Annotated in this window: 11 protein-coding genes; 4 read left to right on the top strand and 7 right to left on the bottom strand. The window is 71.7% G+C overall.

The genetic code is table 11. The features are described from left to right. The 6 genes from A6A27_RS30225 to A6A27_RS30200 are packed head-to-tail and all read right to left on the bottom strand — an operon-like array spanning position 1 to position 6,835. Positions 1 to 204: a hypothetical protein gene (locus A6A27_RS30225; RefSeq protein WP_073838049.1), complete on the bottom strand. Its 204-nt coding sequence runs from the start codon at positions 202 to 204 to the stop codon at positions 1 to 3. A gap of 4 nt (positions 205 to 208) precedes the next feature. Then, positions 209 to 1,042 carry a hypothetical protein gene (locus tag A6A27_RS30220; protein WP_073838048.1) on the bottom strand — a complete coding sequence of 278 codons (834 nt, stop codon included), beginning with the start codon at positions 1,040 to 1,042 and terminating at the stop codon, positions 209 to 211. Between the two features lie 21 nt (positions 1,043 to 1,063). After that, positions 1,064 to 1,558, bottom strand: a complete 495-nt coding sequence (locus A6A27_RS30215) for a phage tail protein (protein ID WP_073838047.1) — start codon at positions 1,556 to 1,558, stop codon at positions 1,064 to 1,066. A 58-nt stretch (positions 1,559 to 1,616) separates the two neighbouring features. Then, entirely contained in the window at positions 1,617 to 2,180 is a 564-nt protein-coding gene (locus A6A27_RS30210) for a phage tail protein (protein ID WP_073838046.1), read from the bottom strand. Beyond that, positions 2,177 to 5,140: a phage tail sheath family protein gene (locus tag A6A27_RS30205; protein WP_073838045.1), complete on the bottom strand. Its 2,964-nt coding sequence runs from the start codon at positions 5,138 to 5,140 to the stop codon at positions 2,177 to 2,179. Before A6A27_RS30205 ends, A6A27_RS30210 begins: the two co-directional genes overlap by 4 nt. A gap of 9 nt (positions 5,141 to 5,149) precedes the next feature. Then, positions 5,150 to 6,835 carry a hypothetical protein gene (locus tag A6A27_RS30200; protein ID WP_073838044.1) on the bottom strand — a complete coding sequence of 562 codons (1,686 nt, stop codon included), beginning with the start codon at positions 6,833 to 6,835 and terminating at the stop codon, positions 5,150 to 5,152. 488 nt (positions 6,836 to 7,323) lie between these two features. Between A6A27_RS30200 and A6A27_RS30195 the strand changes: the two genes are divergently transcribed. The 4 genes from A6A27_RS30195 to A6A27_RS30185 all read left to right on the top strand — a co-directional run bounded on the left by A6A27_RS30195 (position 7,324) and on the right by A6A27_RS30185 (position 11,534). Beyond that, positions 7,324 to 9,711, top strand: a complete 2,388-nt coding sequence (locus A6A27_RS30195; RefSeq protein ID WP_073838043.1) for an ATP-binding protein — start codon at positions 7,324 to 7,326, stop codon at positions 9,709 to 9,711. 241 nt (positions 9,712 to 9,952) lie between these two features. After that, positions 9,953 to 10,813: a helix-turn-helix domain-containing protein gene (locus A6A27_RS30190; RefSeq protein ID WP_241825524.1), complete on the top strand. Its 861-nt coding sequence runs from the start codon at positions 9,953 to 9,955 to the stop codon at positions 10,811 to 10,813. Further along, positions 10,731 to 11,015 carry an integrase core domain-containing protein gene (locus tag A6A27_RS46375; RefSeq protein ID WP_338013321.1) on the top strand — a complete coding sequence of 95 codons (285 nt, stop codon included), beginning with the start codon at positions 10,731 to 10,733 and terminating at the stop codon, positions 11,013 to 11,015. Before A6A27_RS30190 ends, A6A27_RS46375 begins: the two co-directional genes overlap by 83 nt. 27 nt (positions 11,016 to 11,042) lie before the next feature. Next, positions 11,043 to 11,534 (top strand): YfbM family protein, encoded by a 492-nt coding sequence (locus A6A27_RS30185; protein ID WP_073838042.1) that lies wholly within the window; start codon positions 11,043 to 11,045, stop codon positions 11,532 to 11,534. A gap of 362 nt (positions 11,535 to 11,896) precedes the next feature. On the opposite strand, the gene A6A27_RS46370 is transcribed toward A6A27_RS30185, so the two are convergent. Further along, entirely contained in the window at positions 11,897 to 12,106 is a 210-nt protein-coding gene (locus A6A27_RS46370) for a hypothetical protein (protein ID WP_241825522.1), read from the bottom strand. Between the last annotated feature and the right edge of the window lie 351 nt (positions 12,107 to 12,457).

The raw sequence follows: 12,457 nt of genomic DNA, 5'->3' as shown, positions 1-12,457 counted from the left end.
TCACCGCCGTTCGGGCAGGTCGGGGCGGGCGGCGTCGGCAGCCGACCGGGCCAGGGCGGCGTTGTTCTTGTCGATCAACGTGATCACGCATTTGCCCAGGAATTCGGCCAGCTTCGCCGGGTCGGTCGGTGCCTGGTTCATCAGCCACCGCAGTTCGTACTCGAGCTGGCGCTTGCTGAGCCCGTACGAGGCCAGGTCGGTCATGGTGTCACCTCCCGAGGTCGACGAGCGGACGGCCGTCCAGCTGACGGCGTAGCAGGTCCAGGTAGCGGTGCCGACGGTTCCGGGACAGGGCGAGGATGTCCGCCTGCGCCCAGCCGTAGTGGTAGGCGAGGCAGTGCACCTCGGCGAGCAGCCGGTCGGCGTTGCCCAGCTGCGCCCGGCCGAGCAGGTCGGCCGGGTCGGGGTCGAGCTCGAGCCAGGCCGCGCACTCCGGGCAGCGCGCCACCACCGCCAGGTCGGGCGCGCAAACGGACTCCCCGAGCTCGGCGAGGGCGGCCGCGAGCGCGGCGGTCGACGCCGGCCCGGCGCCGGATGGGTCCGGCTCGACGATCCGGCGCCACAGGGCCACGTTGCGCTCGCCGTCCGGAAGAACGGCCACCGCGGCGTCGTCGGCACCGCGCGGCAGGCGCACACGGAAACGACCGTCCGATGTGTCGACGTCGACGCTGTCCGCCGTGCCGGGCCCCGGTCCGAGCAGCGCAGCCACCGACAGCACCACCTCGGCGATCTCGCCGCAATCCGGGTTGGGGCAGGGCGCGATCAGCCGGATCTCGTCGCCGGCCAGTGCGGCGCGCAGCGCGAGCAGCAGCCGGGCCCGGTCGGACCGGGTCAGCGCCGCGACCACCTCGGTGGCGACCGGCGCGTAACCGCCGAGCCGGACCAGCACACCAGCCAGCAGGTCGTCGAGGCCGTCCGGATCCGGCACCGGGCCGAAATCACCGGCCCGGTCCTCGTCGACGCCGGTGACCGGGCCCAGCCGGGCGCGCCGGTGCCGGGTCCCGGCGCGGTCGACGACCCCGGCGCCGAGCGCGACGTCCACGACAGACTCCCGCGGCACCGGTCAGGCCCCCGCGTTCGGCTCTCGCGTGAAGCCCTCGTGGACCATCACCACCGACTCGATGATCACGTCGTTGCCGTCGCCGGCCAGGTCGGACATCGCCGTGTACTTGGTTACCCAGGCCCGGTGCAGCACGTAGGTCCGAACCACCGAGATGCGGTCGATGTCCATCACCTCGATCGTCACCTCGCGGCGGAACTGGTTGTCCGGCAGCCGGACCGGCCGGTCGTTGAGGTCGGCGAGCTGATTGGCCCAGGTCTCGAAGAGGTGGTTGTCGGTGACGCCGGCCTCGAACGTGACGTCGCCGTACGCGGTGCGGCCCGGCGACTTTTCCTCGACCGAGGTCACGCTGTCGCCGGCCCGAAACGGGGTCATGTGGACCGTCACGTCGAGGGCGGACATCTTCCGGCAGGCCGCGACCAACTCGGTGCCGAACTTGATCCGGAAGTTGAAATTGCGGTACGGGTCACGCTTCGCGGCGTCGCTGAACCGGGCCATCCGCCCGCCTCCTGTCATTGTGCTGTGCACGGTGAACTGTGTTCGGTGCCGAGGGCGGTCACCCCGGGCGCGTGTCGCCGGTCGGGATCGGGAAGTCGCCGAGTTCCGGCCGGAGCGCCGGCGGGACCGGCGGCGGGTCGACCTGCCAGCCCTCGTGGGTGAGCTCGACCGAGCGCAGCGCGATCTCGTTGCCGAGCGCGTCGAGCCCGGGCACGGCCTCGTACTTGCTCACCCACGCGTTGTGGATCAGGTAACGGACTGCGGCCGGCCGGGTGTTCGCGGCCCAGTGGTCGAGCATCTCGAGCACGACATCGCGCTTGACCGCGGCACCCGAGGCGGGCGGCATCCCGGTACGCAGGAAGGCCACCGCGGCGAGGGCCCACTCCTCGAGGTCGGTGCCGAGGGCGACGCCCTGGTGCAGGGTTACCGGCTCGAAGGTCGCCCTGTCCGGGTTGGCGTACCGGTGCAAGCTGTTGCCGCCCTCCCAGGTCTCGCGGGCGGTGAGCGTGACGCCCAGCCCGGACACCTTCTGCACGCCGGCCACGACCTTACGGCCGTCGAGCAGTACCCGAAACCGGTACGTGCGCAACGGGTCGCGGCGCTGGGCGGGCATCAGGCTCATGCCGACACCAGCGCCTTCTGGCTGAGCTCGACGACGACGAACTCGGCGGGCTTGAGCGGTGCGAACGCTACCCGGGTGGTGACGATGCCCTGATCCACCAACTCCTGCGGGTTGGTGTCGCGGTCGCACTGCACCAGGAAGGCCTCGTCGGGGGTGGCGCCCTGGAACGCGCCCTGCCGGAACAGGCCGAGCATGAACGCGGTGACGTTGAGCCGGATCTGCGCCCAGAGGTCCTCGTCGTTCGGCTCGAATACCGCCCACTGCAGGCCACGCCGCAACGATTCCTTCAGGAACAGCGCGGTACGGCGCACCGGCACATACCGCCACTCGGGATCGGACTCCGACGCCAGCGTGCGCGATCCCCAGGCGACGATCCCGGCGCCGGGGAACTGGCGGATGCAGTTCAGCCCGATCGGGTTGAGCAGATCCTGGTCGGCGTCGACGAGGTCGTGCTGCAGGCCGATGGCGCCGCTCACCACGGCCTCCACGCCGGCCGGCGCCTTCCACACCCCGCGGGTGGCGTCGGTGCGGGCAAACACCCCGCAGACGTGCCCGGACGGCGGCACGAACCGGCGTGGGTCGCGGCCAATGCCGACCGGGTCGGGCATCTGGATCCAGGGGTAGAACATGCCGGCGTTGCGGGATCGGGCGGGCAAGCCCTCGACGTACTGGCGGACGTCGTCGGCGGTCAGGGCGAAGTCGCGCTCCACGCTGCCGATCCCGTCGGCGACATAGAAGATGTCCCGCCGGTCGCAGTATGCGGACAGCGCAGACACGTACCCGCCGTCGGTCTTGCCCGGCGCGGCCAGCATGCCCAGGTCGGCTGTGTCGAAGGCGGACAGCGCCGCGGTGTACTCGGTGAGTCCCGGGGTGCCGGTGCCGTCCGAGCCGCCGAGCAAGCGCAGCGGCCGGTCTCCAGTGAGCGCCGGCCGCAGCGCCGGGTCCACAGGGTCGTTGCGCCGGCGACCGGACGCGCGGACGCTGTCGAGCAGCCGGGGCAGGGCCCGCGCGACGCCGGTCTGCAGTTCTTCGCCCACGGTCAGCTGCACGGCCCGCTGATCGTCGACGATCGCGCCGCCGGGACCGGGCACCGCGACCGGGGCGCTCCACGGGGGGGTGGTGCCGTTCGCCGCCAGTGCCAGCGTAATCCCCTCCTCGCGGGCGGGGGCGGTCAGCACCAGGTGCCGGCCGGCGATCTCGGCGGTGACGCCGAGCGGCTGCGGGCCTGCGTCCCCTACCGCGATCGCACCGTTGATCGCGTCGACCAGGGTGCCCGGGCCGACGGTGGCGCGGTTCGGCATGGCCGTGACGTCCACGGCGTAGTCGCGGGTGAGCGATCCAGCCCTCGCGGTGACGGTGACGGTGTCGGTGGTGGACAGGTCGAGCGAACCGCCGGGCAGCGCGGCGACCAGGAAGGCCGGGGCCGCGATCGCCGGCTCGATCCGCACCGGGCCGCCGCCCAGCGGTCCCTGGACCGGGCCCCGGGCGCCCGCCGGGACGATCTCGTCCGGGCCGGGGTCGGAGACCCATTCGAGGGTGAGGGGTGCGTCGAGGTCGGTCTGGGCGAGCCGGACGGCGGCACCCTGGACGGTCGCCCGTACCGGCAGGCCGGGCAGCGCGTTGATCGCCGCCCCGAGCTCGGCCGCTGTGACGGCGGTGGGGTCGCCCACGTTGCCGTCGCCCCGGGCCGGCCCGGGATTCTGGAACACCGCCGCGGTGGGGCCGGTGAGGTTCATGCTCGCGGCCGGCCCGGTGACATCAGTGCGCAGTCGCAGCTCGCCGCCGTCGACGAACGCCTGAACGCCGGTGAACTCCCTGTTCAGCACCGCGGCGAGCTGTTCGGCGGTGGCGGCGCCCGCGGTCACGTCCGCTGCCGCCAGCTGGTACGACTGCGCCGTCGTGCCGACCTGCAGCTCGATCACGTGGCCGTCCAAGGCGAACGGGGCGCCGGCGAATGTGTACTCCGCGGCGGTAAGCGGTGTCAGGGTGAGGTCCGTCGCCTGGCCGTTGACCCGGAACACCGCCGGGTCGCCGCCGGAGGTGTCCCACGGGCCGTCCGTAGTGGTCAGGGCGGCCGGCAGGCCGGACCCGGTGACCCGGAAGTCGTCGCCGAGCTGCTCGTCCAGCCACGCCGCGAACTCACCGGTGGTCATCAGCACGTCGTCGCCGTCGACGGTGCCCGGGGTGTCGTCATCGTCGAACACGACGACGGTGGCCGTGTCGCCGGAGGACCGCCCGGAGAGGGCGTCCGCCCAGCGCAGCTGGAGCCGCGCGGCCCGGGGCACCGCGAAGCGGGCACCGTCCGCGGACGGCTCCCGGGAGACCAGCGCGGCGACCGACTCGGGGGTCGGCGGCAGCGTCCGCGGCTCCGCGTCCAGCGACTGATCGTAGAGGTCATCGACGGCGACGAACTGCGAGCGTTCCAGGACTGCGCCGACGTAGTCCTCGTGGCCCGGATCCATCCGCACGTTGTCGAACGTCTCGAGGGTACGCGTCCGACCGTTCTCGGCGACCTCGATCCGGAGCCGGAACGCGACGTCGGTGAACGCCGTCGACGGCTCGACGTGCACGCGCAGGCCGTCGGCCCACACGCCGGTGCCCTTGGCACGCAGGCGCAGCACCGGCCGCTCGACCCCCCACGGGTCAGGGCCGCGGGCCGGCAACTCCTCGGAGGCGCCGGCCGTGGCGTCGCCAGGCAGCACGCGGACCACGAACGCCCGGCGGCCGCCGGCCTCGAAGAAGGACTGCACGGCGGCGGCCAGGTGCCCGGCGGCGTCGCGGCGATGGCCGCCGAAGACGCGGCCGTAGTCACCCGGCCGGCTGATGAACGTGGCGCGCCCGGGTATCCCCCGCTCGGCCTCGCCAACGAACCCGGCGGTGGAGGTGACAGCGCCCTGGATCGGGCGCACGCCACCAGACTTCTCCTCGATGTAGACACCCGGCGTCAGGCGTTCGGCCATCGCGTGCTCCTAGAGCTCAGAAATGGTGGGCGAGTTCGTGGTGGAACCGGTGATGACCGCGCCGACACCGACGGTCGCCGGCGCGGGTCGGGCGGGCAGCTGGGACGGGACGGGCGAGCCGGACTGCTCGGCGAGAAGCCGGACCAGCTCGCGCACCTCGACCTCGGGACGCTCGACGAGCGGCGCGGTGACCGCCGCGCGGGTGTCGTCGAGGAAGGTCGAGACGCGGTATTCCAGCGCCACCCGATATATGCGGTTCATCAGGTCGTCGTTGCGTCGCAGCTGACGCTGGGACATGAACAGCCGGCCCTGGTGGGCCAGCGTCGCGCCGCGCCCGAACGCCTCGCTGACCGGGCGGTCGAGCCGCACCTCGTCGCCCTCGACGGCGAGCACGTAACCGTGGAAGCCGCCGCCCGCGCTCGCGAAGCCGTCTGCGGAGCGGCTCAGCACCAGCGGGTCCCCGGGGCTCCAGACCGCGGCGGCGGGGCCGGGGCGACGCAGCCGGGAGTCGGCGGGGCCGAGCGGGCGCCCGTACACCTGGACCTCGGCGACCTCGAGGGTAAGGTTCGACCCGTCCGGGTCGCCGAGCACGAGCGTGACCTCCTCGTCCACGCCGGAGGCGGTCGGGCCGGGGGCGGAGGGTGCCGCAGGCGCGAGCGGGCGGCCGCCGCCGGCGACCACCCGTACGGTCCCGGCCGCGCCGTCGACCAGGACATGGACGTCGACCGGTACGGCCGCTTCGAGCGTGGCCGCGTCGACGGCGGTGGCGCCGGTCCCGAAGGACGCACCGTCGGCGCGCTCAGCGCTGCCCTCGAAGCGGTACTCCGCGCCGGCACGGACCAGCCGCAGTCGCAGCGCGGTGGCCGGGCCGTAGCCGAGGCGGAACACCTGACCGGAGTCGCCGTTGGCGGACCCGGCGACGACCCGCAGGCGCAGGCCGACGGCCCAGCCCAGCGCGCCGGGCGGGCGCGGGTGCCACGCCTCGGCGATTGCCGGCACGGGCACCACCGGGTAGGTCGCGGCGGCGGCTCCGGCAAGCCGGGCGCCGTCCGGGGTGACGCTTGCGCCGCCGGCGAGCGCCGGCGAGCGTCCGGTCACCCGGTCGGCGAGGCCGTCCGCGGCCGTCGCGGCGAGCAGGGTGGCCCGGGACTGCGGCAACGCGCCGAAGAGCAGCCGGACGGCGGTGTCGCCGGGGGCCACGTCGGCGGCCAGCGGGGTCGGTGAAAGGATGAGCTCGGCGCGGGTCGGCGTCACCGCGAACCACGCGTCCAGCAGCGTCGCCAGCTCGGCCTGAGTGCCGGCCCACAGGTCGAGCCGCACGTCGACGGCGACCGCGGTGGGTGCGGAGTCCCGGCTGCGCGTGATCACGCCGGGTCGCGGACCTGCGTCGGTACCGAGACCCAGCGCGGGACCGAGGTCGTCGGCGGGCAGCGGCACGGCCGCCACCTGGCTGACGACACCGGTCTCCAGCTCTCCGGTGATCGGGCCGCGGCGACCGGACGAGACGACCAGCCGCAGCAGGGCCGGATCCCACCGTACGGTGACCGCGCCCAGCTCGGCCCGGCGCACCGGATCGGTCACCGCAACACCGGCCTCGGTGAACAGTTCATTGTCGACGGCAGCGCGCAGCGCAGCCTGGATGATCGCGGCGAGTCGCCGTCCGTTGCCGTCGCCGGTCATCGCCGCGCCGGTCAACGGACCCGGGTCTACTGGTGTCGATACTCGTGCCGAACCGTCGAACAACAATCCGAGGAAACCGGGTCCGGGCACCAGATGGGTTGAATCCCGGGAAGCTCCGGCGAGATACCCCGGAGTGCGGACGCGCACAATTTGGGCGGGCGTGCCCCGTTCGGGTTCAGTTTCCAGTGCCAATGGCCCGATAACGGACGCGTATGGCAGATGCGGTGGCCTATATGCCTGATCCGCAACGCCGTGACCAGCGAGTACACCGTTACCGTCCAGGCGGAGGGCGGCACGGGAGCGATGAAGAAGGGCAGCGAGGACGTGATTTGATCCCACTCGCACCTCCTACCGAAACTGCGGCGTGATCGGATCTGTGGTCACTGTTCCACGGGTCCGACCACAGGGGGCTGTCTACTTCCTGACAGATAATGTGTGGCGCGATCCGTAATACGACAAGACTGCGGGGGTGCGTATGCATCACTGAAGCGTGGAGGCCGACGATGCTCGACACGCATCTCGCCAAGGCACTGTCCGGGCTGGACGCCCGGGTGCTGGCGGCCTGCGACGAGGAGGAGCGGCGGGCCGCGCTGCTGGGCGGCGACGGTCGCCCCGGCTGGGACGGCGTCCGCAATCTGGCGCGCCCGGCCACGCCCGAACTGCTGGAGCTTCGGGACGGTGCGGACGGTGCCGGCTGCCTGATGCCGCGCGGCCACCTCGTCTTCGACCGGTTGCGCACCACGGCCGGGCTGACCGACCTCGACTGCGACGTCCTCCTGGTGCTGGCCGCCGGCCACGTGGAGCCCCGCTACCAGGCGCTGTACGCGGTTCTGCAGGACGACGTCGGCGAGGGCCGCCCGACCGAGCGACTGCTGTTCACCCTCCTGGCCACCACCAGCCGGCGGCGACGCGAGCTGGTGCCGTGCCTGGGCGCCGCCGGCGCGCTGCTGCGCTCCGGCATGGTGCGTCGGCTGCCCGGCTCGTTCCCGCCACTGCGCCGCCCGCTCGAACTCGCCGAGGAGGTGGCGGCGGCGCTGCTCGGCGAACCTCATCCGGCGATCCCAGGTGCACTGGCCCAGCGCTACCCGGTCACCACTGGCCCGGCCGGTGCCGTCGTGGCGGTGCAGGTGGTGCACGGGCCCGGCGATCCGCTGAGCCTGACGCTGTCGCTGCTGCCGGCCGGCACCCCGGTGGTGTCCGCGACGATCGCGCCCGACGACCGCGGACCAGCCGCATGCGTGGCGGCCTGGCGGGTCGGCCTGGCCACCGGCGCGCATCCTGTGCTGGACCTGCGCGCCTGGCCGGACGAGCGGCTCGAACCGGTAGCGGACGAGCTGGACGCGCTGGTCCGCGACATCGGCGGCCGGGCGTGGCTCTGCACGCGCGGCCCGCTCGCGCACCGACTGCCGCATGTGGAGGCGCGCGTGCCGGGCTTCGCCGAGCGGCGTCGCGCGTGGCAGGACGAGGCCGCGGCCCGGGAGCTGGCGCTGTCCGCGGAGGCAGCCGCGGGCCTGGCCTCGCGGCACCGCCTGGACGTGCCGGCGATCCGTGCGGTGTTCGCCGCGGCGGGGTCGTTGCCGGGTCTCGCGGATCGGCTGGAGGCGGCGGCCGAACGGCTCCGCCCGGTCGAGGTGCCGCGCAGCCTGCGGATCACCCCCCGCCGCACATTCGACGACCTGGCGCTGCCGCACACCACCCGCGACGCGCTCGATCGCATCGTGCACTACGTGCGGCGCCGGGACGGGCTGGCCGAGCAGCAGGGGCTGAGCCGGCGCTTCCCGGTCGATCGCGGCCCGCTGGTGCTGTTCGCCGGGCGCTCCGGCACCGGCAAGACGGCCGCGGCCGAGGCGGTGGCCCACGCCCTGCGCCGCCCGCTGCACACGGTGGACATCTCGCAGCTGCTCAGCAAGTACATCGGCGACAGCGAGAAGCACATCGACGAGGTGCTGAGCCATGCCCAGGAGCAGTCCGGCGTCCTGCTGTGCGACGAGGCCGACGCGCTCTTCTCGTCGCGTACCGAACAGTCCCAGAACGCCGGCGAGCACTTCGCCAACGTTCTGGTCGGCTATCTGCTGCAACGCATCGAGCGGCACGACGGCACGGTTATCCTGTCGACGAACCTGCGGCACGCCATCGATGACGCGTTCAGCCGGCGGTTCTCGTTCCGGGTGGAGTTCCCCATGCCGTCGCCGTCCGAGCGGCTACGGATCTGGCAGCTGATGCTCGTGCCGGGCGTGCCACAGGAGGACGGGCTGGACCTCAAACGACTGGCCGAGCGGCACGTGCTCTCCGGCGGCGACATCTCCAACGCGGCACTGCGAGCGATCTTCCTCGCCGACCGCGAGGCCGTACCGCTGAACCAGGACCACCTCGACCGGGCGGTCGCGACCGAGCTGCTGGAGCAGGGCCGGCTGTCCCGCCGCCCTGCGCTCGGCACCCCGGACGGCACCCTCGGCGAGCCGGACCGCGGACAACTGGTGCGGGCGCTGACCGACCGGCTGGAGGCGGAGCTGACCGGGCAGCTGCGCCGGCGCTTCCTCAAGGAAATCCACCTGGTCCACGGCTCCCCCACCGAGCAGGCGCTGGCCGGGCGCCGCCCGGCGGTGTCGCTGTCGATGTTCCGGCTGGCGGCGCGGCGCGGCACGCACGGCCTGCGGACCGGCTTCATCGCGTCGGCGTGGTCGGTGCTGCCGGAGGAGGAGTACGAGCTCATGGGCGTCATGCACGAGGTGCTCACGACGATGGAGCTGACCGAGCTGGCCGGGCAGGCGGCGACCCTGCGGATGCAGGAGAGCTACGACTTCGACCTGCTGCACAAGTTCTGGAGCAGCCATGATCGTCCGGTACGCCCAAGCGTGGTGTTCGACGTCGAGGTGACCCGCAGCCCGTAGGCTGCCGGAACTCCGCCGAAGGAGGTTGATCCGGGTCCGAGCCGGCTGATCGGAGCCATCAGTATGGTCGACTACCGCGAGGCGAACCAACCACCGTCGTGGCCTGGGGACCGGCTGACCAGGATCGCGATCACGGTGTCGGACGATGTGGATACCCTGTGGGGCTCGAATACTCGGTTCGGCTGTCTGAAGTACAGTTCTGTGCGAGCTCGAGTCCTGCGCAGCCGTCATGCTCGTGGCCATGAGCACGTCGTTGCTGTACCTGCTGCTTCGCCAGGTCCTGCAGATGCTGACCCAGATCGCCTGCGGCGGTGGGGCCAAGGATGTGGAGATCCTGGTGCTCCGCCATCAGGTGGCGGTGCTACGCCGGCAGGTGCACCGCCCCGACCTGCGACCGGCCGACCGGGTCGTGCTGGCGGTGCTATCGCGGCTGTTGCCCCGCCCGCAGTGGTCGGTGTTCTTCGTGACCCCGGCCACGCTGTTGCGGTGGCACCGTGGACTGATTGCCCGACGATGGACGTACCCGCATGCCCGGCCGGGCCGGCCACCGGTCAACGCGCAGGTCCGCGAGCTGGTGCTGCGCCTCGCGGCGGAGAACCCGACCTGGGGGCACCGCCGATTTCAGGGTGAGCTGGCCGGCCTGGGCTACCCGGTCGCGGCCGGCACGGTGTGGAAGATCCTGCACAACGCCGGAGTCGACCCGGCACCCCGACGGTCCGGACCGACCTGGAAACAGTTCCTGACCGCCCAGGCCCACACGATCCTGGCCTGTGACTTCTTCACCGTCGACACAGTGTTCCTCAAGCGGATCTACGTGCTGTTCTTCGTCGAGATCGCCACCCGCCAAGTCCACGTGGTTGGGGTGACCGCCCATCCAACCGGCGCCTGGGTGGCCCAGCAAGCACGGAATCTACTGATGGACCTCGACCAGCGCGCGGCTGGGCTGCGGTTCCTGCTGGCGACCGCGACAAGAAGTTCACGAACATCTTCGACGCGGTTTCACCGCCGAAGGCATCGACGTGATCAAACCCCCACCGCAGGCACCCCGGGCGAACGCCTTCGCCGAACGATGGGTGGGCACCGTACGCCGGGAGTGCACTGACCGGATCCTCATCGTCGGCGAGCGCCACCTCGCGGCCGTCCTCGCCGGGTACACGACCCACTACAACAGCCACCGCCCACATCGATCACTCGGCCAGCAGTCGCCCAACCCGCCGTCGGGAGTCACTGACTTGACTGCCGCCAGGATCCGACGGCGCCCGATCCTCGGCGGGCTGATCAACGAGTATTCGCAGGCAGCGTAGCCAAACCGGCTTTGCGAGCCCCACAAGTTGATCGGACGTCGCCTGTCGGCCGATGAACTGCGGGCGGTGCTGGACGATCCGACGACGGTTGACACGCTGCTCTACGGCGACCTCGACGACGAGGACGCCGAGATGCCCGACCCTGAACTGGATCTGAACAAGTCCTGGCACGGCCTGCACTACCTGCTCACCGGTGCCGCGTGGGAGATCGGTGACGGGGCCGGTGCGGCGATCCTCGGCGGCGAGGAGATCGGCGAGGACGGCGGCTACGGACCGACACGCCTTCTCGACGCCGAAACGGTCCGCATGATCTCCACCGCGCTCGACACGCTGGACGTCGACACGTTGCGCGCTCGGTTCGACGTCAACGCGATGATGGCCGACGACATCTACCCGAACTTGTGGGATCGCAGCGCTGGCGACTTCGACAGCGTTTTCGCGCCAGCCTTCACCGACCTGTGCCGGTTCTACCGTATGGCCGCCGCACATGGCCAAGCGGTACTCCTTGCCATTACCTGATCCCTGGCTGGGACGTCACCGATCGGGCGGGCCGGCCCCAACCCGGGCTGCGCTGACGAAGCGCCGGCGGGAAACCGGTATACACCGCTTGCGGCAGAAGAGGATGTCACATAGCCGTAGACGCGAACCTGGTGGATGAATTCAGATCCATGTCCAAGGAGGAAGGCTCTCTATAGGCGCCCCCGCCACCGCGCATACCGAGGATGGAGGAAGAGCCCAATGTCATCCAGCGCCCCGCAGTGCTGGCGGCACCGCCGACATAAGGGGCCGACCGAACACGTCGAAGGGCGGAAGCTACCCGAGCTTCATCCAACTCGCCATAAACCCTCGCAGGTGGCCCAGACACGTGGCGGCGAGAGCATTCACCTGCGATCCTCGTGATTGAGTAGCCCAAGATAGAGTTTTTGCAGCTCCTTCCAGTCCCCGTCGCCGTGCAGCACTGCACCGACCATCGCATCCAGGGCGCTGGAAAGCTCGCCGCGACCAAGCGCCGAGCGCACGTCGGCCGGCGTTGCCGGCGGCGGGTTGTGGAAAACATAGGCGTATGGCTCATGGGCCACATCCTTGCTCACCCGCGAGCGATGGCCACCGGCCAGCTCGCCGCCGTGGTGGCGTGCTCGTCCCGACATCCGCCGACGCCGTACTGTCGGGGAGCAGGCCGGGACGGGGAACATCACCCCGGTCGGCGACCGGAAGGGCAGCGACTGATCGCCCAGTCGACGCGTCCGAGCGGCGGCCAGGCATGTTGACGTGATGTCCAAGCAGCGGTACTTCGTTCTCCACGACTACGGTATGGGCGGCCTGTGGTGGTGGATCCACGCCTGGTCGACCCGCGAGGTGCTGGAAACCACGGCAGCACGCGCTACGCGGGCCAGGTGCACAACGGTGCAGCCTAATGAGTTCTGGGAGTGAGCCATCCGGCA

The sequence above is a fragment of the Micromonospora sp. CB01531 genome (assembly GCF_001905095.1).
GTDB lineage: Bacteria > Actinomycetota > Actinomycetes > Mycobacteriales > Micromonosporaceae > Micromonospora.
This window is presented reverse-complemented; position numbering and strand designations above follow the sequence as displayed.